Genomic DNA, 24,902 nt, shown 5'->3' with positions numbered 1-24,902 from the left:
CGCGGGCCTCATGTTTTAACAACTGGGGGCGGTTATTCGAGGGGCGAATTCACGCAGTAATAGATGTCCTCAGGGGATAATACGTGCTTGCACGTGCCCAACGGAAACAATCTTTAAGTGTAGGTGCCGCACTGATGGGCGAGGTAACGACGCGGGGATTTCGTTCTAGGGCTGCCGCAGTGCGCTAACCAGTCTGGTTATTTTGTGTCTCAGAACTATGTGTCAAGCAAACTTGACATTGAAGTGGACTATTTATACCTTCTAGATGTCAAGTATGCTTTACTTCAGGGAGTTGAGATACCGTGGATTTTGTACGCACTCGATTCGGACGGGCAAAGTTTGGGGGAGGTCAAAAACTACTGATCGCACTCTCCATTTTAATGGGTAGCGTTCTTGCTACTGTATTTGGGGTTTTGGTTGCTTTGACACAATTTACCGACAATCGGATTCTTGTCGCTGGTTGTTTCTTTGTCATTCTTGCCCCCGCGATGAGTACGATTGCGTGGGCTCTCATGGTTGATCGGAGCACCATCGACGGCGCTATCGACCAGCCTGAAAAATCAATTGAAAACCATTGGTACTTACATGCGGCACAGGATACCTTACATCTTGGTCTTGTCTCGGTGGGAGTTCTCGGAACCGTATCAACTTTCTGGGATTTCTCGGTCTCTGGATCTATGCTGACCATCTATCTTGGAGCTTTCCAAATAGTCGCTTTCAGCATTAGTTATCGTCTCCGCAAGTGGCGCGAAAGCTGAGCTGTGGAAAACCGAATTAAAGAACTGCGTGACGAACGCGGTTTATCGCAGCAGAGGGTAGCTGAGGCTCTGGGAGTCTCGCGGCAGACGGTTATCAGCATCGAAAAAGGCCGCTACGATCCTTCCTTGCCTCTAGCTTTTCAACTGGCCGAATTTTTCTCCTGCCGAATTGAAGACATCTTCACGCCAGAAAGAAGCTAGTCTCCGCTTCGACTGTTTTATAATTCAAAACAGCAGTTCTATCTCAAATAATCTGAACTATCACCTAATAATATAAGATAAAATATTTCATTTTAAGGATAAGTAAGACCGTATTATGATCGTATATACTGAAAGATAAGAATTGTATTCATTGAGCGATCAATGTTTAATAAGCGATGATCTAACATCGACGGGGTTCCTAGTCATAGGCAAAAGATAGTACCAGTGCTGAATAATTATTATGTTATGTTCATTTTCTCTTATCTCAATCATTTGCTCGACGGTGCAAATCGAGTGGTATCTATCAATGCCGTTCTCGAGGTGTGATAGTAACTAAAAATAAAATTAGCAGCTGGAGGTGATTTTATATACATTCTTAAAAGCGAGGGCTTAAAAATATTCAGGAAAAATATTTCTGTCAACGAGGGGGTGTTAGGTTGCGCATTGTGTTGATAAGTGAGGTGTATACAACGCTTGGCTTACGATGGTGCCAGTCGGTATCACTGTGGCGCTTATCCTGCGGAAGGGGTTGTTCTGTCGGTTCATATAGCCACCATAGATTGTGCCAAGGATCGAGAATTCGTGCGATTTTATATCCACCATAGAAATCAGATATTGGGGTTACGATGTGCGCATCGTGTTCGATGGCTTTGTTGAGGCATGTAGCGGGGTTTTTCACATAGACTTGTAAGAGGGAGGATGTGAATGGCCATTCGGGTTTACGTTCGAATAGCATGATGGTGGAGTTTCCTATATTCACTCCTGCATGGATGATTGACCCATCTCGATCAGGAGTACGAACGTGTGATAATTCCTGACCTCCGAACACCACTTCTACGAAATGTATAAAATTATCAGCATCGGGGACGATGGCGAAGGGGTTAACTGTGTTGCGTCCGGCTGGTGGCGTGATGTTCGATTGATGCATATAGTCATAAAACATGACTAATTGCGATAATGTCAAGTATCAGGACGGTGCTAGTTTCCTTTTGGCAACGCTTGGACGTCGTGCCGAGCGGGCTTGGAACGCTTTTCTCGCGAAGCGTAGTGTCACCACCGCACAGTTCGCAGCTATAGCTGCCTTAAGCGAAGGAGAAAAGACTCAGGCTCAGGTGGCAATGGTTACCGCAGTTGATCCCCGCAATATGGCGGTGACTATCAAGGGTCTGATTGAGAAGAACTGGGTTCAGGTGCGTCCAAATCCGGAGGATGCGAGGTCTAGGCTTGTAAGCTTAACTCCGGTAGGGGAAGAATGGTGGAGTGCTCTACAGCCTGAGCTCCGTCGAGAGCGAGAGAATTTTTTTCAAGCACTAACTGACGATGACTTCGTGATCTTGGAGAGGCTACTTAGAAAACTCGAAGCGTCTCATGCGGTTCCTTCTGTCGGTGCTGTTCGGCGATCTGTTTATCAACCCACAAAAGATTAGTTTGTTTTATACCTTCATATGGAAATATAATAAACAATGGCGATGGAAAGAATAGGGATATTTGGTTATATAGTAAAGTAATTCGCTGGTTACTAAATCTGAGTCAGGTGGGGTGTATTTTATGAATAATAAATCCACTCACCCTCCAGCGCGGCGTATCACTCGAGCAATGCTCTTAGCCCTAGTTATCGCTGTGTGCGCGATGGTTATTGAGTGGTTGTTGCTCAGTGTGCTTAACGTCGGGAACCGCGTTATGGTTCTCGGCATAATCGCAACTGTTACCTCAGTAGCACTTGGAATAGCCATAGGGCAGCGGACTCGGAAACAGTGGCAGAAAGAAAAGGACTAAACACACCTTTCCCGGGGTCCCCAGTGCGGCACCGTCTCCGCCACACGTACATGCTCGCATACACTAGCGGCATGAGTTCTTTTCCGGTGACGGCTATTCGCGATTCGTCAATTAAGCTCGGTCAATTCATTAAACTGGCTAGCCTCGTTGAAACCGGTGGTGAGGCAAAGGAAGTGATTTCCGGGGGGCGCGTCGAGGTCAACGGCCAGGTTGAAACCCACAGGGGGCACACGCTCCACCACGGTGACGTCGTCACTATTGGTTCTTTAGGAGCAGAAGTGGGCGGTCCCGATGACGAGGATGATTACTTCGATGAAGCCACCGCCGACGACGATTTCGACCCGGAAAAGTGGAGGAACATGTAATGCCCGCCTTTTTCGCTAGTGAAGGCATGCCCTTCTGGAACGAACTGCGCACCTATGACCTCGAGCGCTCCTCGGACTTTTACCGAGGCTTGTTCGGTTGGGAGATTGATAGCGCGGACAGCAGCGGCTACTACTACGCACGCAAGCAGGGAATGCCCATCGCGGGCATCATCCCGGTGTCATCAGACACAGGTAGCGCTGCCCAGCATCAACCGAACCGATGGATGCTTTCTTTTCTTACCGACGACGTTCGCGCGGTAGCCGATCGATCTCGCGAACACGGTGGAACCGCCGGTGAGCCCGTCGACGGGCCGCGGGGGCCGATGGTGGCCGCGACGGATATCGTCGGCGCACAATTAGGGTTCATCCATTCGGTGTCGGAGCCTTTCATTGCTGGCGGGGAGCCGGGCACGCCTGTGTGGCATGAGCTCGCGGCCATTCTCCCCGACGGGGTGAGTATCGATGACGTCGCGACGTATTACACGCAGGTGGCGCGGTGGAACACTATGCGCCACGGGGAGGGAGCCCACACGGTCATCACTGCTGTGAGCGAAGGAGGAGCATACGCGGGGGTGTGGTTCCCCGGGGAGCAAGGAGCAGCCGAGTTGAACGCGTCGGGGTCCCGGTGGGCGACGTATTTCGGGGTCGAGAACATTGTCGACGCCGCCGAGTACGCGCAGGCACACGGTGGGGACATCATCGTCCAGCCGCAAAACACCGAGTTCGGTCAGATCGCGATCCTGGCGGACCCCACTGGCGCTGCGCTGACGGTATGCGAGGCTCCGGAGAATGTGGAGGAACCCCATGAAGGGGACAACATTTTCGGCTGAATAAAGCGCGGGGAGCCTCCGCCCGCATGTCCGGTAGGGGTACACCTCAAGGAGGAAGATGACGTTGGGGGTGCGTGTTCGGGTGGCGGTCGGGATCTAGACCTAGACATGGCAGCGACGGAAGCTCGGCGACGGTGGCGACATGTTTTTGGTCAGTTTCCGACCAGGACACGTGGTAGGTGTATTTGCTGATATCCACCTAGATTGGGTCTATTCCTCAACTCTCAGGGGCACTTTACTATTGAGTGTTACAGGGGTGCAGGTTTACGGTGCCCTTAAAATTTTAAACCTGTAAAACTCCCACTGGTACGGTAAAAGACGTAGCGCATGATTAGCGACGATCAACGCGAAAAACGGTGTGTGAAAACCACAACTGTGGATATGGCGCGGAAGCCCCCTAAAACGCTCGATACGTGCGTCTGCTCACCTATCAGCAACTTCGGCCAAAGAGAAAAGTTAACACCAGGAGTAAGGCAAGCGGACAAGTACGCCAGCGACTAGTCTCGGCGGGTTTGGTGGTGGATATAGTGAGGTGTCTAATCGGCGGTATTGCACGTTGGCGCCTGAATCAAGAGGTGACGGCATTTATCATATGGATATTCCGCTGAAATGCATGGATCATGATCAGTCGCCAATGGATCCCAGAGGGAACCCCCGGCCATCGCTCGACACATTAACGGCTCTTACACGACTGTTAAATTCCCTAGGGACCGTCTCTTCGCCCAAAGCTAGGTCATACCATAGCCTAGACATGTTAGACCCTTCACTGGCAGGTTCGTCAACGTCTTTAGCCACACACGAAAGGTTATACAAACCCCATTCATCTTCATCAAATGGATAAGTGCCAAAGTCTCGCATATCCCTACGGAAATCTAGCATCATGACTTCGCGAATCACTTCATCTCCTCCATGTGTGATTTCGTCAGTTACATAGAGTATCTCTGTGATCTCTCGAGCCTTATCTATCCTTTTTAAATACTGTTTATGGAATCTTTCAAGATCCGACTCTCTAGCGAGGAAGTAAGTTGTAAAAAGAAGAGTTTCTCCCAACATATTAAATCGGATCACCGTCTACAGAGAAAGCTCCAGAATTCTTATATCTAGTCTGAGTTTGACAGTGCCTTTTATGCGCATTTTTTCCGAATTTATTCGTGTATAAATCCGCATCTTTCTCAGCTTTTTTAGCACTCTTAGGATGATTACCGTAAATCAATCCTACTTTTGGGTTTCCAGGTCCGTTCTTCACTACTTGGCACTTCACTGTGTACATGCCCAGTTCATTTTTTGTCTCAGCCGAAAAAGCTGGAGCTGGGCTAACGAGCGGTAGCGAAATGGCAACCGGAATAGAGAGAATCCACCTGGAGGTTTTAGACATACTTCTTAGCAAAGTTCTACCCTATCTACTCTCAGGTTTCCGCGGATGATCCAATTAAAATTTGACCTGATACCTGGAGCAATCGTCTTGCAGACGCTGTTTTCAGCGCCCAAAATCGGTACACCTTTTGCGTTATTTAACTTAGGTTGGTCGAGAAATCGGCTATGGCCCGTGGAACTGATGGGGTACATTCCCACTCGCACCTCACCTGAACTCAGTACGCCCCGTCGGAGGTGAGCACGGCCCGTCCCGTCTTCCATAGGATCATGAGGTCCGCCATGAAGCTCCAGTTCTCAACGTAGTTGAGGTCCAGCGACACTGACTCTTCCCACGAGAGGTTGGACCGCCCCGATACTTGCCACAGGCCAGTCATTCCGGGGAGGACCAGCATCCGGTTGCCCACCAGCCCGGTGTACTGCTCGACCTCGCGACGCAGCGGGGGACGTGGCCCCACCAGGCTCATGTCGCCTTTCAGCACGTTAAATAGCTGCGGCAGTTCGTCGATACTGTAGCGACGTAAGAACGAACCCACCCGCGTCACTCGCGGATCATTTTTCATCTTGAACAGCACGTCGTTGCCGTCGCTCTGGTCCTTCAGCTGGGCCACCATTTGATCCGCGTTCTGCACCATCGAGCGGAACTTGATCATCCCGAACGGCTTGTTCTTCTTGCCCATCCTCTCCGCGGTGTAGAAAACCGGACCGCCGTCGTCGAGCTTGATAGCAACCGCACAGACCAGCAGCAGGGGAGAAGCCATCAGCAGCAGAAGGGCAGCTACCACGCGATCAAACACGATTTTTGACACGCAGTGTGTGTGTGCATGCTGAGGGCGTTCCAGTTTTAGAAGTGGCACCCCGGCGATAGGCAGCATCTGGACCCGTCGGCCCGTGACATTGGCAACCGCCGGGGCGACCAGCAGCTCAACATTAAGGCCATCCAGCCGCCACATGAGTTCGCGCATATCGTCCATGCCAATTTGGTTACTGACGGTGACGATCACGGAATCAGCCTGAAGCAATGACACCATGACATCAATCTGATGCCAGTTATCGTGAATTTCCGCCTTAGGAAAACGGCGCTTGAGCTCCGCGAGCTGTTCCTCGCTGTGCGCATCCGCCTGCGTGCTACAGAAACCGACGATGTCGAACCGATTGTCCAATTGCCGACGGAGCGTGCCGTACACCTCGGAGATGGAATGGGGGTCGCCGATAAAAATGGCTCGCTGGCTGAGCTTCTTGTTGTCCAGCTGCCAGCAGTAGAACCGACGCCACCCGTACCGGATGAGCAGTAGCATCACTAGGCCGACAGGGTAGGTGAATACGAGGAACCGGAATCCAGACGTGTATTGGGTCAACTCGCAGACGATGGCAAATAGTCCGAATGCGAACGTTGTAGCCCGTGCAATCCGGGAATACTCCAACGCACCTTGCCCCAGAATCGCTGAATCTGTCGTGCGCATAATGCGCATGACCATAACCCACAGCGCGAAAAGGATAGTTCCAGGGACGAACATCGGGGCTGTTCCCGTATATGACCCGAGGGTGAACGTGCGTGCACTACGAGCTGTGATAGGCAGATAATCGGCAGCCACGATTAGTGACACGATAGCGATTGCCTCGCTGACTAGGATAAAAGTCCGGATTCGTGATGCATGGGCACAACGAATCGATGTCCGCTCGGGGGGAGTAGTGGTCTCGATGGGAGCATCGGTTCTGGTCGCGGGAATGTCTTGGTGGCCCGCTCTATGCAGCCCAGAGTTAGCGAGCTGCTCTTCAGTGTGGCGTCCTCCCTTGCGGTTAGGTAGTTCCGCCAGACGAAGGCCAGTGATGTGTAATAGGCTCATGGGCACCGCCGATGGGGAGAGTAGGAACCAAGTTAATTGCAATGGGGAGCGGTGGGCTAATCCTCATAACAATTTGATAACGCCCATATAGTAAGACCTGTTAGCCGAGTTTTCATGCGATTAGCCTTGTTGTTAACCAGCCCGTTACATAGGGACGGCATGGCGACGGGAAAATGGCGGTTTTCACCCTCCAACTGCACGTCGCAGGCTATTTTTGCGACATTGCGTCCTGTTTAGTTGGTGCTGTTAGCGCCGATTTTTAGATGTGAATCCACGAGTCGCCGAGAGCCACTGTGGCATTATGAAGGTATTTCTATAATTTATCGACATACTTTTGTGAATTTAGTCACAGAGAGGGTGTCTGGCCGGGATTTAGGTGAAATATCCACAATCCACAACAAACGACATCGCCTTTACCGGCTGGCCCTGCCGGATAGCTCATCGGAAGCTAGGTACGCTGGAACTCGTGAAGGGCATCATTTTGGCGGGCGGGACCGGAACCCGCTTACATCCAATTACGTTGGGCACGAGCAAGCAGCTCACCCCCGTCTACGACAAACCCATGATCTATTACCCGCTGTCCACCCTGATCCTGGCGGGTATCACCGACGTCCTCGTCATCACCACCCCTCACGACGCCACCGCATTTCACCGGCTCTTGGGCGATGGATCCGCATTCGGCATTTCGATTTCCTATGCGGTACAACCCTCACCAGCAGGAATTGCCCAAGCGTTCGTTCTCGGAGAAGAACACATCGGTAACGAGCCCGTCTGCCTCATTCTTGGGGACAATATTTTTTATGGGCCAGGTATGGGCACCCAGCTCCGGCGACACACCGCGCCCGACGGGGGCGTTATCTTCGCCTACTGGGTAAAAGATCCCACTGCGTACGGCGTCGTCGAATTTGAACATCAAGGTAACGCGCCCCATCAGCACACTGCTGTCTCGCAATTCCGCGCCCTGGGGATCGAGGAAAAACCGACGCATCCGAAATCCCATTACGCCGTCCCCGGCCTCTACTTCTATGACAATGACGTTGTCGACATGGCCAAGGACCTTGCTCCGTCGGCCCGGGGGGAGCTGGAAATCAGCGACATCAACCAGCGATACCTGGATGCGGGGCGGCTTACCGTCGAGGTTCTTCCTCGGGGAACGGCGTGGTTGGACACGGGCACGCACGATTCACTCCTGGATGCCGGGAACTTTGTGCGCACCATCGAATCCCGACAGGGCCTGAAGATTGGCAGCCCGGAAGAAGTGTCGTGGCGGATGGGTCACCTGACCGATGATCAACTCCGCCAGCGGGGCGAAGCGCTGGTTAAATCCGGATACGGTTCTTACCTGCTGGATCTACTCCGCAGGTAATTCGTGCGCGGGGATGCCCACCAGCACGGCAGCCCGGCGCTCGCAGGACTTTGTCACCACAGCATTCGCCCCCACGGACACATCGTCGGCAAGTGAGAGAGGCTTGATAATCCGACAACCTGCACCTAGATGGACATTATTGCCCAGGACGGTCTCCTGCCCGCGCGGTGCCTCGGAAATAGTGACAGAGGACTGCACCTTCAAATTGGCACCAGCCTTCACCCGACGCCCCATCACAACGCCGGTGGGATGGTACAACATAAAACCAGGTCCGACGGACACTTCCCATGCCAGATCAGCCCCCGTCAGGACATGATTAATTTGCTTAACCAAAGATCCCAAGAGAGGTAGACGTTTCCCCGCAACCTGAGAAAGCCGGAATATCACGACGGCAAAAAAACCGACGTTGAGCAGGCCGCGCACCCCATTCTCGGCCCTGCGTGCTGGTGCATCCTGCAAGATGAACATATCGAGGATCATACTGAGCACACATCACACACCCGCAACTACGGATACTGACATCAACCCCGTTATTAACACTGAGACTTGCTCAGACCCTCACCAGAACTTCCGAAAAACACTTCCAAAAAACAGAGAGAAATGAAAATACTCCACGTCACAGAGTGCTTTGCCGGAGGCGTCGCCACGGCCATCACCATGTACGCGTCACTCGTGCCCGAACATGAGCATATGGTGCTCTACACCGCCCGGCGCGCGAATTCTCCAGCTGAACCCGACCCCGAACTATTTAGACAGTCGTGGCGACTTCCGGACCAGCACCGGGCAGCCATCGATACTGTCCGACGCGTGCGTGACGAAGTTGCACCGGATGTGATCCACGCACATTCCAGCTTCGCTGGCGCATACGTACGCCTCGCTCGCTTGCGCGGAAACAGGCGCCGCACGCCCACGGTGTACACACCCCACGGTGTGGCCTTCGCGCGGAAAGACATCTCGGCGCTACACCGCGCGGTGTTTTATTCCGCCGAATGGGCATTGTCGTGGGGAACCTCCGTCTTCGCGCCATGTGGCCAGTGGGAAGGGGACGTTCTCCGGCGGCTCAATCGTCGAATACCGCAGGTCGTGATACCCAATGCCACGATGCCGACCGGGGTGACATGGAATCCCACCGGGGCTCCCACGGTGGCGATCTCCGGGCGCGTCACACCCCAGCGCAGCCCCGAACTCTTCGCCGCCATTGCGCGCCGGGTGCATCGGGAGCGGCCCGACGTCGAATTTCAGTGGCTTGGCGGTGGGGATGGTGACCTCACCGCGTCGCTGGAGCATGCCGGGGTTCATGTCACGGGCTGGCTTGATAAAAATGATCTATATTCGCGCTTGGCGGGCGTTAACGTTGGTCTTCATACAGCTTTGTGGGACGGATACCCCATGGCCGTGCTTGAGATGAACGACATTGGCGTGCCTGTCCTGGTTCAAAACATCCCAGCTCTTCGGGAGTGCCCGGCTGAAGCGCGTTTCGATGGGGTTGACGACGCCGCCCGAAAGGTTATCAGGGCGATCGATGAGCCCGAGTCGCTTCGGAACGCATGGGAAAAGGTCCAGGACAATCACAGCGTGGCGACTCTCACGCACGCGCTCCATGAGTGCTATTCGAAAGCGGGGGAAAATAAGGGTAGAATTACCATCGGTTTTCAGGTAAATAAAACTTATTAATTACCGCGTACCGACGTTACCGACCCAAATCACCCCCGATATCCGCGACGATCCGAACCTATGTACGAATCCGAAGCACGATACCCACTAATGACGCACAATACCCACTAATAACGAAGGACACGAGAATGCGGGTTGCTCCCTCCACCGATCCAGGTGGTCGCCGCAGCTCTAGACCCCGAAGCCACGTTCGCGGGTATCACACGTTTTTCTCGCCCGAGGACATCATCGTGTTCTGGTTCCTTGGGCTTCTGTGTTCCTTGGTCATCAGTGGGTTGCATTCACATTTATTACCGCCGAAATTCGACCGCGACGCACAAGTCATTCAGAGCCTCCTGGCCAAACCTGGACTCGTAAGATACGAGGACTACGGATCTTTCGCCACCATCACGTCGGTGTATCATGCGCTCGGCTTAGCGCACTCACCAACGCTGGCTGGATTCTTCGGCGTCATTATCGCGCACTGCGCATTAGCCGTCGTCCTCTGGCGAATGAGACCAATCCGAGTAACCGCTTTTAGTGTCGGCGCGCTCATCCTCTACTCGCTCCTTGTTGGGGTTTACCAGGGGGTTTATACCAAGGAAATTATTATCAGCGCTGTGGTCGTCGTCGTCGCGGCTGCGCCGACGGGGCTACAGTCAGCATGGATATGGGACTGTGTTCTCGCGGTCGTCATGGCTGCGTTGGGTCATTATTTTCGCCCGTATTGGGTGCTCATCGCCGTGTTCTTCATTGGGCTACGAGTTTGTGTGTCTAACACCGCACTGTCTCGTCGGTGGATAACAACTCGTCGCTTTATCCTCCTCATGCTGGCCTGTTCCTTGGTGGCGTCATTGGTCATCGTGGCCCGTGGCCTCCCCGCGGATTACTACCGCACTTTGGTTAACGCGGGCCGCGGAGCCGACACAGGGTCGCTGATTGGCCGCTTTGTTGAGCACCCTGAACCGATCGCGGGAATAGTCAATGTTGTGCTCTCGACGGTCATGTTGATGTTCCCCGTGACCTTGGCGGCCAAATTATCGCCCTATTACCTGGTGATTTTCGTAGTCATCGCCGGTTTTTGGGCGAGCTACCTTTACTCCGCCCAGCAGTGGCTGCGGAGCGTCTATCGGCCCCCGCTCGTGGCACGAGCAGTGTGCCTGATCGGTGCATTTGCTGTTGTGCAAGGGCTTTTCGAACCAGACTACGGGTCCGCACTCCGCCACCTGACACCACTCCTCCCGTTGTTCTTCATTGTTGCGGCAGGAGAGCGTGAAGCAGTAGGTAACAGGGATATGCCTGTTCGTGAAGGCAAAGAGCGTGTGGTAGCGCGTGGTGTGTCAGAACGCAGTGTGGCCGCTGCACAGCAAACAGATAGATCGTCCCTGGGGCGGCAACCGGGCGAGTGCCGATTGGCATCGCCTCGAGCGGCAAGTCCACCGTTGCCGACGCCAACTCAGTTGTCGCCGCCAATTCATCCCCTTTCAGCATCCAACCGACCGAGTGACCGCCCCTCAGCCCGTCAAAGTGAGAGCTAAATGACTTACCCGCAGTACAGTGACCATGTCGATGCCTACCCACACCCCGCGGGTGTCGCTATGCCGTCTGAAGAGGATCGGACTCAGATTGTCCGACGAATGTGGGCAGTAATCCGGCGTAACGCATGGATCCTTGTCCTGTTTATCGTTTTGGGTGTCGCTGGCGCATGGGGTGTCTCCATGTTGATGCCGACGAAATACACGTCGACAGCGTCGGTTTTCGTCTCAGTGGATAGCGACGGATCCATATCTGACGCTTACCAAAGCACCCAGTTCGCTGAACAAAGGATGCAGTCCTATGCGCAGCTAGTCAGCGGAGACGTTCTGGCCGAGCAGGTTATCCAAGACCTCAACTTAGATATGACGCCCCGGGACCTCACCAAGGAACTTGAGGCCACCGTCGTTCAAGACACCGTCGTGATGGAAATCTCCGCCACGGACACCGACGCTGCTCAGGCCCAAAAAATAGCCTCGGATGCCGTGAAAGTCCTCTCCAGCCAGGCAGAAAAACTGGAAGCACGTAACGGCAACGGCGCCAACGGCAACTCGAGATCGAGCACGTCTTCGAACCAGCAGTCCGCGACGGCTCCCAGGATTTCTCTGATCAACAGCCCCGAAAAAGCGACACAGCCGTCGTCGCCAAAAATGGCGATGAACCTGATTCTCGGCGGTGTACTCGGGTTCCTGGTGGCGTGCATGCTTATCGCCGTGCGGTTCTTCCTGGATCGCTCGGTCCGCTCCAGTGAGGAACTAGAGCGGCGCACAGGTCTACCTAAGCTCGGAAGCGTGCCGGTAATACCTGAAGCTCAGCGCACGAGGGTCCTGGACTTTAACGACGATCGCGTCCGGCCGGCCGAGGCATTCCGTGAACTACGCGTTAATCTCCGGTTCGTCAACGTGGATAACCCCCCGCGCGTTATTTCTGTGACGAGTGCACGGATCGGCGATGGCAAGTCCATGACCAGCCTAAACCTGGCTGGGGCCCTGGCTGCCGACGGTGACACCGTGTGCCTAGTTGATGCGGACATGCGGCGATCGAAGATGACAACCTACTTCGGTGGCGCCATCCACGGCTCCGTGGGCCTCTCGACAGCGCTGGCTGGTGACGCCGACGTGGCCGATGTTCTGCAGGAAACCGAGATAACTGGACTGGACGTCCTTGCTGCAGGTGTGACACCCCCGAACCCTGGTGAACTCCTGGGCAGCCACGCGTTCCGCCACATACTCGACGAACTACGAGAGCGCTACGACTGGGTGATCGTGGACACGCCACCGATCCTGCCCGTTACTGACGGTGCGTTGGTTGCTACCACCGTCGATGCCGTTATTGTCGCTGTTCGGTACGGGAAACGTAACTACGATGACGTCACCCGCACGCTTGCCTCGTTGCGGGCGGTGCACGCGCCGATCATCGGGACCGTTCTTACGGTCGTGCCACAAAAGTCGGACGAAGGGCGGTACGTGGGGTCCTACTCCAGGTATGAGTCGGGAAGCGACCATAAGGCTGTGGCTTCGGCCCCTGCATCGTCGACGGTCAGCGTCGATGATAAAGACAAGTCTGAACAGGACACGATCGAACAGAGCACGGTCGAACAGGACACGGTTGAACAGGACGAATCCGAGCAGGAGAAGCTCGATCAGAATGAGGCCGATCTGAGCAAGTCTGAGGACGACACTGAAGCAGCTAAAGAGGACGACGGGAAGGACGACTGACTAGGGTAGAGGCCTATGAAGATCGTCTTCGTCTGCACCGGCAACCAATGCCGGTCACCCGTGGCCGAATATGTCGCGCGTTCGTTTGCCAATGAACTCACCACCCAGGCGAAGACACACGGCCAACAACCGGCTGATTCGTCCTCGCCAGAACTCGAATTCGCCAGCGCAGGAACACACGCTCACCGAGGCACACCCATGGATCCCCGGGCGTCACGCTTCTTAGCTTCAGAGGGCATCAACGCCGACGGCTTTTCCTCAACACGCCTCAACAGGGCAGCCCTCGCAGGTGCGGACATCGTCGTCGGTATGGAGGCCGCCCACGTCGAACACGCACTCCGCATCGCACCCGTCCTCCTCAAGAAAGCAGCCACGCTAAGGCAACTCGCAGCCTGGTCAACGATCGATTCAGTCCACTTCCCGGACGACATCGCGCACCTCCGCGCTACCCGTGCGGGCAAAGAAATACTCGACCCTTACGGCCTCGACATCCCAGACCCAGTGGCAGAGAATGACGACGACTTCATGCGCATCAGTCGCGAAGTCCGGGACAATGTTAAAGCACTGGTCAAGGCCATTATTTATGGCCAGGATGTCTAGTTTCACACCCACCCGAATAACCAAGCCGAGGTTGAATGCGCCCGTCTCACCGCTCCCACATACGACGGCACCACCCCGTCCGCCGCGCTATCGCAGTCATCGTCGCGACCGTCGTCGTCGCATGGTGCATCTTTGCAGCCCGCTTTTTATGGTTACCCCACGTCGACGAGCAACCCGCCCACGTCGACGCAATCGTGCAACTCGGTGGCCCCCATGGGGGCGTCGATACATACGAAGCAACACGAAATCTAGCCCGTGACCACACCACCAACCTCGTCATTTCAGACCCTTACACCGAGAAACCGGACCTCGGCGCACGGATCTGCGCACCCGAACCCGGCGTCACCGTGTACTGCATCCACCCCGATCCGAGTACGACGCGGGGCGAAGCGCAGGCTATCGAAACGCTCGCCGAGGAACACGGATGGTCACACATCATGGTGTACGCAACTGGGAAATACCACGTCGCCCGCGCCCGGATGATCATCGGGCGGTGCTACAGTGGTGACCTCGACGTCGGATACCATAAAACGCCGCTGAGCTGGAAAGACACGATATGGGAGTGGGCATACCAAACCGGGGGCGTTGCGAAAGTACTTGTTCAACGGGGGTGTTGACGGGTATGGCTAAAAGCTGCGACTGCAGCCCCGGCACACCGACGGCAGCGTCGAGCATAGGAATGCTCGACGAGACTGCGCCCCAGTGCTTACCGCATTGATACCACCCCATGACCGGATGCGAGGGCATAGTGCCGTGTTGCCTATGGGTAAGCTGACAGAGACAAGTCTAAGAAGGCTCACGTATTCAGGAAGTAGACACATGACCGATACTCCCTCCGAGCGCCCCTCTGAGGACGTCACGACAACACAGACCGCGCCGCATAAAACCGCGACGGGGAAAGACAATGTCGTCGAAATCGTCGCTCCCGTGTCCGGACGAGTCATTCCCATTGAAGACGTCCCCGATCCCATGTTTTCCGAAAAAGTCGTCGGAGACGGCCTAGGAATCTCCAAGCCAAAGAGCGGGAAGATCCTGGCGCCCGTATCGGGGAAAGTCATGATGGTCGCCAAAACCGGCCACGCATTTGCGCTCAAGACCGAAAATGGGCTTGAAGTTTTAGTCCACCTAGGAATCGACACCGTCGAGCTCAAAGGTGAACCCTTCGACATGACGATCTCCCGAGGAGACCAGCTTCACGCTGGCGACAAAGTCGGCATCATGGATGTCGACGTCATTAAATCGGCGGGCAAAGACACCACAGTCATTGTCGCGATCACCAACACGGCCAAGAAACTCGACGACCTCAAAGTCACGCACAAGGCCGTTACATCGGGTGACCCTATCGCCGCTGCCACCCTGAAAAAGCCCAAGTCCGCAGAGAAGCCGACGACGAGCAGCGCGCAAGGAAGCAGCGCGACCGCTACAACCGAGGCAACAACAGCAGGATCCACACCGGCGTCTGTGGCGACGGCAGCCGGTACGACCGCTGATGCTGCACAACCGGGTGCTGCGCAACCGGGTGCTGCCCCCACCGCCACTGCTGAACGCCCAGCCGATCTCTCTGGTTACGACGCCACCGCATGGGACGTCATCAACAATATCGGTGGCAAAGACAACATCAGCTCGCTGACGCACTGCATCACACGCGTGCGCTTCTACCTCAAAGACGAATCCAAAGCCAACGATGATGCTGTTCGGGATACGGACGGTGTTATCGACGTCGTCAAAGCAGGTGGACAGTACCAAGTTGTTATCGGCCCCGCCGTCGAAGACGTCTACGACGCTGTGACCAAACAGCTTGGAGATGTTGAAACAGCAGACGCAGCTGACGCCGAACCTAAAGAACGCCCCACTACCCTGTGGGGCTGGGCAAAACTGGGATTCAGCTCACTGATCGGCGTGATAACGGGGTCCATGATTCCCGTCATCGGTCTGTTGGCCGCCGCCGGTATTTTGAAAGGTATTCTGGCACTATTAGTGCAGGCAGGGTGGGTAGACGACAGCACCCAGACTTACATCATTATTGATGCCATGGGCGACGCTGTCTTCTACTTCCTGCCCATCTTCGTCGGATTCACTGCCGCTCGAAGACTCGGATCAGACCCCATCATTGTTTCCATTGTTGGTGGTGTCTTGGCCTATCCCACGTTGGTAGATATGGCTTCAAAACCAGGGGACAAGTCGTTACTCGGCATGTCACTTAATGCCGAATTCTTCGGTCTGCCATTCCACATGGCATCGTATAGCTACTCCATCTTCCCGATGATTGTCGCCGCGTGGCTGGCATCTGTCGTGGAACCGTGGCTGAAGAAGGTCATCCCGACTGTCCTGCGTATGATTTTCGTCCCGCTGTGTGAAGTCGTCATCGTATCGCTGGCCATCATGCTGATTCTTGGCCCAGCTGTCATGTTTGTTTCGGAAGGCATTGCGTCCACGCTGATGTGGATCTATCACATCTCGCCCACGATTTCAGGGCTCATCATCGGTGGTTTTTATCAGTGCCTCGTCATCTTCGGACTGCACTGGGCTGTTATCCCGATCGTTACGGACCAAGTGTCCGGCCCTGGTGGGGATTCCCCGATCAATGCGATCATTTCCGCGACCATGGTGGCCCAGGGTGGTGCCGTACTGGCTATCTTCCTGAAGACCAAGCTCCTCAAGATCAAAGAGCTCGCAGGCCCCGCCGCGATCTCCGCCTTTTGTGGGATCACCGAGCCGGCCATGTACGGTATCAACCTGAAATACGGCCGTGTGTTCATCATGGCATCTATCGGTGGTGCAGCGGGCGGAATCCTGACTGGCACATTTAATGTCACCATGTACGCATTTACCGGCGCGCTCGTTGGGTTCCCGTCATTCCTCCCGCCGGGAGTGGGCATCGGCGCTAACTTCTGGGGCTACCTCATAGCCTCGGTCACGGCACTGGTTGTCTCGTTTGTACTCACGTACTTCTTCGGATTTAAGGACAGTGACGTTGAGAATGGTCGCGAAGTCAAGAAAGTACGGCTTGGTCGTCGCGACCCGGTTCAGAAATAACGCGGTGCTGGAATAGCCCAGCGCAGAAATAGCCCAGCGCAGAAATAGCCCAGCGCTGGAATAGGGCTGGAATAGGGAACGTGCGTTAGTCCGATTTGTTCGCGGCTGTACTGCCTGACCTCTGGGACAGGTGGGATGGCCACCACACCCGTCGGCCAATTAATTCAACGACCGATGGCACTAAGAACGTCCTCACGATAAACGTGTCGATGAGCACGCCTAGCGAGATGATGATCGCTAGCTGCACTAGGAATTGAATCGGTATGACGAAGAGCGCGGCAAACGTGGCCGCCAACACCAACCCCGCGCTGGTAATCACCCCGCCCGTGGATACAAGCGAACGACGCATGCCCTCGCGGGTACCCACTGCAGGAGTTTCCTCGCGGACACGCGTCATTAAGAAAATCGTGTAATCAATAGCTAGCGCCACCAAGAAAATGAATCCGTACAGTGGAACCGTCGGATCTGCTCGATCCAAACTCACGGCCGTGAAGAGCAGCGACGCCACACCAAGTGCCGCGCCATAACTCAGCACTGTGCATAGCACCAAGACCAGCGGCGCTACCAGCGACCGCAGCAATGCAGCTAATAAAGTAGTGATCAACGCTAGAACAATCGGAATAATCACTTTCCGGTCATGCACCGACGTCGCCGTGGTATCGACGTTGATTGCGGTAGTACCACCGACGGCTGCGTTCATATTTTTCATTTCGTGACGCAATGTCGTGACCGTCTGTTGTGCATCATCGGAATACACCGGCGACGATAACGTGGCCGACAGCAAGACGTCGCCATCAACAACTGTGGGTGATCCAGGCTGACCGGGACGAGAACCCTCGCCCGAATTTGTGCCCGAAACCCCTGTTCCTGCATCCACTGTTCCGCCGAAGGAGAGGGGGAGCGAGCCCGACGGAGAATCTGTGCTCGATACTGATACCGATTCGACCCCCGTCGTTCCCTGAATAATGCGCGCTGCAGACGCCATCTTTTCTTCGGGAAGCACGACATACGCCGGAGAGCCCGAGCCTCCCGGGAAGTGCTCATCCAGAACAGCTTGGCCATCGCGGGCCTGGCTGTCGCCCAGCACGAACTCACTTTGGGGAACACCATCCGCATGGAGCGCGGCTACCCCCACACAGCCGGCGGCCAACACAACCGACACTCCCACAGCCAACTGCCACGGACGGCGCGACACAGTTTTCGCTACCCATGACCACATTGGAGACGCGGCGTCAGCCTTGCCCTTGGAGGCCGTCGGCACCCGAGGCCAGAACACACGGCTGTCCGTGAGGAATAAAACAGCAGGTAGAAACGTCAATGAGACGATCATGGCGCAGCCAATCCCCACCGCCGCGACCGGGCCCAAACCAGAGTTTGAGGCCAAGTCAGAGAACAGCAAACACAGCAAGCCAGCAGAGACCGTGCCAGCCGAGGCCAGAATCGGGCGCCACGAGCCCAGCCACGCAGCGCGCGTCGCCTGCCATGCCGACCCGAGACGCGTATCAGAAGGCGGGAACTTGCGTAACTCTTCCCTGTAGCGGGCCGTGTATAAAAGGCCGTAATCCGTCGCGGCACCAATGACCAAGATGAAGAGAATCCCCTGAATCTGGCCATTAATCATGACGATCCCCGATGACGCCAGCGCAACGTTAACCCCGACCGCGGCCGCCAACGCGATCATGGATCCGAGCAGAACGAGGAATGGGAGGAACGGCGAACGGTACACGGCCACCAAGATGACTAAAACCGCGGCCACCGTCACGAGCAGAAGTAGCCCGTCGATGCCGCTGAAAGCATCCGATAAATCAGCCGTATAGCCAGCCGGACCCGTCACCCACCCTTTGACGTCGGAGGGGAGATCGGACTTCAACGTCGATGTGAGGTCTTCCACCGCATCCGTCGGGTTACTGTTGGATGGAAGCAGGACAACCATTTGAGCAGCGGTTTTGTCATCAGATGGAATGAAGGGGCTCGCGTCCCCGTCCCCTCCCGCAGCATCGCGAAGTTGTTGAGTCACCGGACCCAGTGCTGAGATATCCAAGGGCTTCCCGTCAGACTGCTCAACAACAATGATCGCCGGGAGCCGATCTTGATCCCCGAATTCTTTGATCTTCTCCTGGACCTGTGCCGATTCCGACGATTGCGGCAGAAACGACGACTGATCATTCGTTGCAACATCGCTGAGGTTGCCGAATTGTGGCCCGCCGAAAGCCGCAATTCCCAGCCAGATCGCAATAATGATCACGCTGAGAGCGACGAGCTTCCCGGTTCGGGGCGATCGTTGTGGTGATGTGCCGGTCTTTCCTACCGACGAACTACCCCGCGCCGGGGAGACCGGTGAAGTAGTCTTCCCCTCAGAGTGTGGAGAACCACTGGGAGGATGTGGAGTTGTCTTCATGTGCGCCGACCTCGGAAAACTCGGGGATGTAGCTGGGGAAGCTTGGGGTATAGCTGGGAATGCGGAGCCTAGGGTTATCTTTCAAGCAGTGGTTCCCAGTCTAGGGGGAGATGGCTAGGGAGATGGACGAGTCCAGCGTCGACAAGAAAAAAGCCGGCAGGAAAGATAGAGGGGACAACGCAAAGCAGTCACTGTCGCAGGCAGCCGCTGCAGGCGCATAAATTAGTTGCATAAGTTAAGCCCGGTGCTGGACCGCAGGGTGCTGAGCCAAGGAAACGGATAATATGACCATTCCCCGAGATAGAGCGACACTTCGCCACCGCCTCATGGGCCTGTTTCAAGATTGGCGGTGGGACGGAACCTGGTCCCTGCGCACAATACCTACCGACGGGCGCGCCCCTTTGTTTGGTGATGACGACGCACAATGCCAACGCCACCGTCGTGTTATCACCAACATGATCACGGAAGGCTTCCCGGGAACCAACGTCCACTTTGTGAACCTCGAGAACCTAACAGCGGAGCCGAGTGCTTCCGACGACCCAGCCGTCCCCGCCCGCCTTATCACTCTGATGTGCCACGACCTCGCTAACAAAAACGAACGGCCGCTCACACACATTTTTATCTATCAACTCGGAGTGTGGCGGGGCTTCGCTATCCACCACATGTGGGGCGATGGGCCCACGATGCGGGATCGGCTCGGGAGCGTGTACACATATATGGGATCTCTATGGCCATGTGGGCGCTTTGCCGACGATGGCCACGACCAGCCAGAAAACGGCACGCCCACGGTGGCACCGCGAAAACTCACTCGCAACGACGCCACCTTCCTCATGCAGTTTGGTGCGTGGGTGGAAACGCTTATCAGGCGGCCGCTGGCAACGTTGCGCAGCGTTAAAGATGTGCTGAGCGCTGAAACGATGTCATCGGGTCATCATATGGATAACCACCAGGCTTCTAATCAGCAGCCTGTGGACACGGCCCCGGCGGAGTTACTTACCACAACCTTGACATACACATGGGAAGGTCGGGACCAGGACAAACCGCGGGCTATTCCCCTGGCGTGGGATTGGTGGAATGAGCTGAACAATCAGCTTGATGCGGGCGATGGTTACGTAGACCCCAACGAGTTTTGGCTCATCGTTGGGCTGCGCCGGAACAGTAAAATCCTGGCGCACCGCGGCGGAAATCTCCTTGTGAGATCGCGTATTACCGTTGGGGGGTCGCGCGATACCGACATTGCCGCGACGAAAGAACGCTTGAAATCACCGTTCGCGGTTACGCGCGCAGCTCTGAGCGCCGCGCCACAATTAGTCAAGCAGATCCTTCAGCTGCCGCGCACTGTTTCCCTGCCCCCGATGGCTATCCGATCCGCCACCAGTCCTTCCTCGATCACCACCATGTGGACTTATAATCGTCTGGCCACCGATGAGCCCCAAGAAATCGCCGTCGGAACGCAGGGGCTCGGGACCCTACTAGTCGGCAGTTTCGAAGAAGGCCACACGTATCGCGTCATCATTTCCGGATTCGTGTCTCAGAACGTGCATCGTGCGGGGGTAGAGGCGTTGGATCGCGTCGTGAAGGACGCAGGATATACGCGGTTATAGAACCGACGCAGTATGCGCTCAGTCCTGCATACGGCTCGCGGCTCCGCACGCGCCGCGGTCCGTCCCCATCAAACCTGAGTGCGCCGCCCCTGCGTCGACACGGGAGAACACAGGTACGGCACCGCCACAATGCTCACCGTCATAATCGCACAGAACAGATACACGACCGGCCCACCGTGGAAAACAAGCGGGACGAGCATGAATAATAATGCGCGGGCACCGCTCCACACCATGTAGCCTCGCTGTTTGCCCACTATAACGGGGTACTTTGAGAGCATCGCGGAGACCATACCCGTCGTCGCATACAGCGAGAGCGCAACAAATAGCGGAAGATATTCCGCCCCCATGTACGCGCGATCATTCCACACAATGGCGGCATACTGGACTAAGGCCGTCCCCACACCGAGCACCACAGCCACGATCGTCGCAATGCGTAGTTGCACATGGTAACCATGGGGATCGTTGTTACGGATCGCTTTCGACGCCGGCGCCTCGAAGCTGGGGGACACCACTTGCTGCGCCAGCGTCAAAAATCCCCCGTAGAGACGGACAACGATTGCCCATGCGTTCGCATAGGAGCCCAGAACTGGCGTGACCATTCCCTGAATTTGGAAGCCGATATCGCCGAAAAATGTCCCCGTTGTCGCTTCCTTGTGTTCCCGGATATAGGAACGCAATGGCGAGGCAAGGACCGACGGGAACGCCACTAATGATGCCCACTCTCGCTTAATCGCAGTCCCCACTTGCTGGGTCGTCGACCGGGCCAGTAACGCCGCACCCACCACGTAGTTCAGCGCAGCAACGTAAATGAGGCCCTCGCGGACGGGGATGAGGAACACAACTACGCACGTCGCCACAATGTTCACCACGCCGTAGAGAAAACGGACCCGCGAATACACATTCATCCTGTCCTCGCGGATCGTGATCGCTACGTACATGTTGTACACAGTGATCGCCACTGTTGCGAGCATGGCCCATAGAACCCGCGCCGACCATGCAGGATGGATCCACATCAGCGCAACGCCGACGACGCCCAGCGCGACTGTGCCCATCATCGCCATGAAACCCGACGCAGCCGTCGAGAAAGACAGTCGTTCGTCGGGGAGGCGAAGATACACACTGTGGTAACTCAACGTCATCGTGCGGGACACGATCATGCCTAGGGACACCGGAAACAGCATGTAGGCCACCATCCCCGGCTGCTTGGCCGCCACCGGCACCACCATCGCCACAAAGTTCAGCGCCTGGCCGATGAGGGCTGGGCCGAAGCGTGAATATAGTTGCCGAAGACGTGTCAAGGCGTTCCCCATCCGTCACCTCATTATTTCTTCACTCACCATCGATAATCGGTGAGCCCATAGCGGTACGCCTATCAAAGGCGGCTACCAAATCTGAACGCGGTCCTTTGGGTCCAGCCACATGCCGTCATCCGGGTGGACGTCGAAGGCCTCAGCAAATTCGTCGATATTTCGGGCGATGACATTACACCGGAACTCGGAGGGCGAGTGGGGGTCAATCGCCAAGTACTGAGCGCTCAGTTGCGGGCGGATTGCTGTGCGCCACACGTTTGCCCAGGCCAGGAATAGTCGCTGCATGGCCGTAAAGGTGGGGGCGTCCTCGTAGTTCATGCCCGTGTCCGCGTCCGACTCCTTACCGAGCGGTGCTAGGGCGGTGCCGTCGGTAAGAAGGAAGGGCATCTCTGGGGACGTCTCTGGTGTGAGCCCCTGGTCCTCGAGGTACAGCCGGTAGGCAACCACAGCGATACCCAAGCCACCGAGATCGCCGATGTTCTCGCCGAGGGTGAAACGGCCATTGACGTGCTGGGCAGTCAGCCCACGCTGCTCAAGGCCCTTCGGGATGAGTGGGTTAAATTGATCCACCAACTTACCCGTCAGCTTTTCGAAGGCTTCGCGGTCCTCGGACGTCCACCACGATTTTAAATTGCCTTCGCCGTCGAACTGGGAGCCTTGATCGTCGAAACCATGACCAATTTCATGGCCAATGACCGCACCAATGCCACCGAAGTTCTGGGCCATATCCGCGTCGGGATTAAAGAACGGGGGGCGAAGGATCGCGGCGGGGAAAGTGATGTCATTGACTACGGGGTTATAGAAAGCGTTGACCATTTGCGCCGGGGCCACCCATTCAGACCGGTCCGTCGGGTTCCCCACTTTGGCGATCTCATACCGGTGCCGCCACGCCGACGCGCGTCGGGAATTAGCCACTAAATCCTCACCATGAGGGGAAAACTCCAGGTTGTCGTAGGTTTTCCACTGATCCGGGTAGGCGATCTTCGCGCGGAACGTTCCCAGTTTCTCCAGTGCACGATCCCGCGTGTCCGGCGTCATCCAATCGAGGTTGCTAATCCGCTGGCGATACGCTTTAAGCAGGTAATCAACTAGGGACAGCATCTTCTGCTTATGCTCTGGCGGGAAGTGGCGCGCGACGAACTCCCGGCCGATATCGTCGGAAATGGAGCTATCGAGGAATGACACTGCGCGCTTCCATCGGGCACGCTGCTCAGTTGAGCCCGACAACACGCGCCCGTAGAAGTTAAACGACTCGCGGCTCACGTCCTCAGCCAGCAATGACGCGCGTTGCGTCAAGATCTGCCACCCAGCCCACAGCTTCAGCACGGACAGATCCGTCTCCGGTGCCAGCGTCGCCACATGCTCCAGGTAGCTAGGTTCGCTAACCACGATCGTGTCCGTCGACAATTCTGTAGCTTCCAGCCATGATTTCCACGGGAAACCGGTGGGCAAATCGTCCACGGAGGTGGGGTTATAGGTCTTAATTGCGTCGCGGGTGTCCTCCACGTTCCAGTGGCCCTTCGCGAGGCGCGTTTCGAACTCAATGATGGTCTCCGCCAGTTGTTCGTTCGACTTATCGGCGAATTGTGCTGGGACCAGGGGAGAGTCCTGCCACTCCGGACCACTGGTGGCATCGCGAGCCATCTTCAGCATCGTCGCAATGTGCTCTTTGAGCTTGTCGACGATGGGGCGGTGAGCGTCTTCGCGGTAATAGGCCTCATCGGGGAGGGTGAGCCCACCTTGATTCAGGTAGGCCGCATCGATGGGGGAATCCGATGCTTTTGCCACGTAATAACCGGCCAAACCACTAATCCCGACGACGTCTAAGGCGCCGAGTGCTCGCGCGAAGTCCTCGAGCGTATCGACGTTGATACGTGCTAGATCTTCCTTCAGCGGAGCAAAACCGGCCTGGTTGACGCCGTTTTCGCCGTCGACGTCCATGAAACTTGCGAACCCCGCGCCGATCCGTGTGGTGGGGTCGGCGTCTTTGATAATCGCGTTGACATCCTCTTCTGCCTGGTCGCGAAGTGCGTGGAATGTGCCGTCGACGGGGCGATCGTCGGGGATGGGGTGGTGCGACAGCCACGGGCCAGACACGTACCGGTAGAGATCGTCGCGGGGTGAAGGGCGAGTGGCAGGGACTTCTGAAATGTTGTCAGGGATTGATGTTCCGGCAGAGTGATCGTTCTGGGATGGCTCGGTTGGTGATGGCGCGGTGGGCTCGGGGTTGTTCACGGTTATGACCTTCCTTTCATGGTTGAGGAATGATAGCGGTCGGGTGGGACACGCAGACACGCAACCATAGTGGGTAGCGGGGTCGGTGTGTCGTTGTCGGTATCGGCTCGTGGTGATGCGGGGGCTGCACAGCCCGGGTGATTTTGGTTACAAAACAGATTTTTATTAGCTAGAAGAAGTGGGGAAATGGGCAGGTCACCCCCCAGATACTACCCACCGCCCCTCGTTCTATGGTGCTTTCTATACAAAAACTACGCGCGCGAGCAGCCCGATAGCCCGCTGTGCTGTTATTGTCTTTCGT

20 protein-coding genes are annotated in these 24,902 nt (G+C 55.9%); 14 read left to right on the top strand and 6 right to left on the bottom strand.

What is annotated here, in order from left to right; translation table 11 throughout:
• Positions 1–380 precede the first annotated feature (380 nt).
• Together I6J23_RS03230 and I6J23_RS03225 are read left to right on the top strand one after the other, a co-directional pair.
• Positions 381–758 carry a hypothetical protein gene (locus tag I6J23_RS03230; RefSeq protein ID WP_204582501.1) on the top strand — a complete coding sequence of 126 codons (378 nt, stop codon included), beginning with the start codon at positions 381–383 and terminating at the stop codon, positions 756–758.
• A 3-nt stretch (positions 759–761) separates the two neighbouring features.
• Positions 762–959 (top strand): helix-turn-helix transcriptional regulator, encoded by a 198-nt coding sequence (locus I6J23_RS03225; protein ID WP_046203634.1) that lies wholly within the window; start codon positions 762–764, stop codon positions 957–959.
• Positions 960–1,377: 418 nt separating this feature from the next.
• Here the strand turns inward: I6J23_RS03225 and I6J23_RS03220 are convergent, their stop codons facing one another.
• Positions 1,378–1,887, bottom strand: coding sequence for a VOC family protein (locus tag I6J23_RS03220; RefSeq protein WP_046203687.1), 510 nt, complete (start codon positions 1,885–1,887; stop codon positions 1,378–1,380).
• Positions 1,888–1,900: 13 nt separating this feature from the next.
• On the opposite strand from I6J23_RS03220, the gene I6J23_RS03215 reads away from it, so the two are divergent.
• The 4 genes from I6J23_RS03215 to I6J23_RS03200 all read left to right on the top strand — a co-directional run bounded on the left by I6J23_RS03215 (position 1,901) and on the right by I6J23_RS03200 (position 3,930).
• The gene (locus tag I6J23_RS03215) at positions 1,901–2,386 is read left to right on the top strand and encodes a MarR family winged helix-turn-helix transcriptional regulator (protein ID WP_046203633.1); all 486 of its coding nucleotides are present in this window, start codon (positions 1,901–1,903) and stop codon (positions 2,384–2,386) included.
• 121 nt (positions 2,387–2,507) lie between these two features.
• Entirely contained in the window at positions 2,508–2,735 is a 228-nt protein-coding gene (locus I6J23_RS03210; RefSeq protein ID WP_204582500.1) for a hypothetical protein, read from the top strand.
• 71 nt (positions 2,736–2,806) lie between these two features.
• Positions 2,807–3,100 (top strand): RNA-binding S4 domain-containing protein, encoded by a 294-nt coding sequence (locus I6J23_RS03205; RefSeq protein WP_239454973.1) that lies wholly within the window; start codon positions 2,807–2,809, stop codon positions 3,098–3,100.
• Positions 3,100–3,930 (top strand): VOC family protein, encoded by an 831-nt coding sequence (locus tag I6J23_RS03200; RefSeq protein WP_204582498.1) that lies wholly within the window; start codon positions 3,100–3,102, stop codon positions 3,928–3,930. The genes I6J23_RS03205 and I6J23_RS03200 overlap by 1 nt, the downstream gene beginning before the upstream one ends.
• A gap of 1,589 nt (positions 3,931–5,519) precedes the next feature.
• On the opposite strand, the gene I6J23_RS03195 is transcribed toward I6J23_RS03200, so the two are convergent.
• Positions 5,520–7,148: a sugar transferase gene (locus tag I6J23_RS03195; RefSeq protein WP_204582497.1), complete on the bottom strand. Its 1,629-nt coding sequence runs from the start codon at positions 7,146–7,148 to the stop codon at positions 5,520–5,522.
• A gap of 466 nt (positions 7,149–7,614) precedes the next feature.
• Between I6J23_RS03195 and rfbA the strand changes: the two genes are divergently transcribed.
• Complete coding sequence (gene rfbA, locus I6J23_RS03190) at positions 7,615–8,514, top strand: glucose-1-phosphate thymidylyltransferase RfbA (protein ID WP_204582496.1); 900 nt, start codon at positions 7,615–7,617, stop codon at positions 8,512–8,514.
• On the opposite strand, the gene I6J23_RS03185 is transcribed toward rfbA, so the two are convergent.
• Complete coding sequence (locus I6J23_RS03185; protein ID WP_204582495.1) at positions 8,500–8,982, bottom strand: hypothetical protein; 483 nt, start codon at positions 8,980–8,982, stop codon at positions 8,500–8,502. The genes rfbA and I6J23_RS03185 overlap by 15 nt on opposite strands.
• A 132-nt stretch (positions 8,983–9,114) precedes the next feature.
• On the opposite strand from I6J23_RS03185, the gene I6J23_RS03180 reads away from it, so the two are divergent.
• From I6J23_RS03180 to I6J23_RS03155, 6 genes are all read left to right on the top strand, one after another.
• The gene (locus I6J23_RS03180) at positions 9,115–10,188 is read left to right on the top strand and encodes a glycosyltransferase family 4 protein (protein WP_204582494.1); all 1,074 of its coding nucleotides are present in this window, start codon (positions 9,115–9,117) and stop codon (positions 10,186–10,188) included.
• Positions 10,189–10,316: 128 nt separating this feature from the next.
• Positions 10,317–11,705 carry a hypothetical protein gene (locus I6J23_RS03175; protein ID WP_204582493.1) on the top strand — a complete coding sequence of 463 codons (1,389 nt, stop codon included), beginning with the start codon at positions 10,317–10,319 and terminating at the stop codon, positions 11,703–11,705.
• Positions 11,706–13,418, top strand: a complete 1,713-nt coding sequence (locus I6J23_RS03170; RefSeq protein WP_204582492.1) for a polysaccharide biosynthesis tyrosine autokinase — start codon at positions 11,706–11,708, stop codon at positions 13,416–13,418.
• 15 nt (positions 13,419–13,433) lie between these two features.
• A complete protein-coding gene (locus I6J23_RS03165; protein ID WP_204582491.1) occupies positions 13,434–14,018 on the top strand; it encodes a low molecular weight phosphatase family protein in 585 nt (194 codons plus the stop codon).
• Positions 14,019–14,053: 35 nt separating this feature from the next.
• Entirely contained in the window at positions 14,054–14,635 is a 582-nt protein-coding gene (locus I6J23_RS03160) for a hypothetical protein (RefSeq protein WP_204582490.1), read from the top strand.
• Between the two features lie 202 nt (positions 14,636–14,837).
• Entirely contained in the window at positions 14,838–17,054 is a 2,217-nt protein-coding gene (locus tag I6J23_RS03155; protein ID WP_204582489.1) for a glucose PTS transporter subunit IIA, read from the top strand.
• Positions 17,055–17,139: 85 nt separating this feature from the next.
• Here I6J23_RS03155 and I6J23_RS03150 read toward each other — a convergent pair whose 3' ends face one another.
• Positions 17,140–19,452 carry an MMPL family transporter gene (locus I6J23_RS03150; RefSeq protein WP_239454972.1) on the bottom strand — a complete coding sequence of 771 codons (2,313 nt, stop codon included), beginning with the start codon at positions 19,450–19,452 and terminating at the stop codon, positions 17,140–17,142.
• A 284-nt stretch (positions 19,453–19,736) separates the two neighbouring features.
• Here I6J23_RS03150 and I6J23_RS03145 point away from each other — a divergent pair, with 284 nt between their 5' ends.
• On the top strand, positions 19,737–21,056 hold the full coding sequence (locus I6J23_RS03145) for a hypothetical protein (RefSeq protein WP_204582488.1): 1,320 nt from the start codon (positions 19,737–19,739) through the stop codon (positions 21,054–21,056).
• A gap of 68 nt (positions 21,057–21,124) precedes the next feature.
• Here the strand turns inward: I6J23_RS03145 and I6J23_RS03140 are convergent, their stop codons facing one another.
• A complete protein-coding gene (locus I6J23_RS03140) occupies positions 21,125–22,366 on the bottom strand; it encodes a hypothetical protein (RefSeq protein ID WP_204582487.1) in 1,242 nt (413 codons plus the stop codon).
• 72 nt (positions 22,367–22,438) lie between these two features.
• Positions 22,439–24,601, bottom strand: a complete 2,163-nt coding sequence (locus I6J23_RS03135; RefSeq protein ID WP_239454971.1) for a M13 family metallopeptidase — start codon at positions 24,599–24,601, stop codon at positions 22,439–22,441.
• Between the last annotated feature and the right edge of the window lie 301 nt (positions 24,602–24,902).

This window comes from Corynebacterium kroppenstedtii (assembly GCF_016894245.1).
Classification (GTDB): Bacteria; Actinomycetota; Actinomycetes; order Mycobacteriales; family Mycobacteriaceae; genus Corynebacterium.
Note: the sequence above shows the minus strand (reverse complement) of the source record. Positions and strands in the feature narration are given on the sequence as shown.

Excerpts from the sequence above, each read along its gene's own strand:
- I6J23_RS03230 (WP_204582501.1), top strand. The coding sequence starts at position 381 with ATGGGTAGCGTTCTTGCTACTGTATTTGGGGTTTTGGTTGCTTTGACA.
- I6J23_RS03220 (WP_046203687.1), bottom strand. The coding sequence starts at position 1,887 with ATGCATCAATCGAACATCACGCCACCAGCCGGACGCAACACAGTTAAC.
- I6J23_RS03215 (WP_046203633.1), top strand. The coding sequence starts at position 1,901 with ATGACTAATTGCGATAATGTCAAGTATCAGGACGGTGCTAGTTTCCTT.
- I6J23_RS03210 (WP_204582500.1), top strand. The coding sequence starts at position 2,508 with ATGAATAATAAATCCACTCACCCTCCAGCGCGGCGTATCACTCGAGCA.
- I6J23_RS03205 (WP_239454973.1), top strand. The coding sequence starts at position 2,807 with ATGAGTTCTTTTCCGGTGACGGCTATTCGCGATTCGTCAATTAAGCTC.
- I6J23_RS03200 (WP_204582498.1), top strand. The coding sequence starts at position 3,100 with ATGCCCGCCTTTTTCGCTAGTGAAGGCATGCCCTTCTGGAACGAACTG.
- I6J23_RS03195 (WP_204582497.1), bottom strand. The coding sequence starts at position 7,148 with ATGAGCCTATTACACATCACTGGCCTTCGTCTGGCGGAACTACCTAAC.
- I6J23_RS03185 (WP_204582495.1), bottom strand. The coding sequence starts at position 8,982 with ATGTTCATCTTGCAGGATGCACCAGCACGCAGGGCCGAGAATGGGGTG.
- I6J23_RS03180 (WP_204582494.1), top strand. The coding sequence starts at position 9,115 with ATGAAAATACTCCACGTCACAGAGTGCTTTGCCGGAGGCGTCGCCACG.
- I6J23_RS03175 (WP_204582493.1), top strand. The coding sequence starts at position 10,317 with ATGCGGGTTGCTCCCTCCACCGATCCAGGTGGTCGCCGCAGCTCTAGA.
- I6J23_RS03170 (WP_204582492.1), top strand. The coding sequence starts at position 11,706 with ATGACTTACCCGCAGTACAGTGACCATGTCGATGCCTACCCACACCCC.
- I6J23_RS03165 (WP_204582491.1), top strand. The coding sequence starts at position 13,434 with ATGAAGATCGTCTTCGTCTGCACCGGCAACCAATGCCGGTCACCCGTG.
- I6J23_RS03160 (WP_204582490.1), top strand. The coding sequence starts at position 14,054 with ATGCGCCCGTCTCACCGCTCCCACATACGACGGCACCACCCCGTCCGC.
- I6J23_RS03155 (WP_204582489.1), top strand. The coding sequence starts at position 14,838 with ATGACCGATACTCCCTCCGAGCGCCCCTCTGAGGACGTCACGACAACA.
- I6J23_RS03150 (WP_239454972.1), bottom strand. The coding sequence starts at position 19,452 with ATGAAGACAACTCCACATCCTCCCAGTGGTTCTCCACACTCTGAGGGG.
- I6J23_RS03145 (WP_204582488.1), top strand. The coding sequence starts at position 19,737 with ATGACCATTCCCCGAGATAGAGCGACACTTCGCCACCGCCTCATGGGC.
- I6J23_RS03140 (WP_204582487.1), bottom strand. The coding sequence starts at position 22,366 with ATGGGGAACGCCTTGACACGTCTTCGGCAACTATATTCACGCTTCGGC.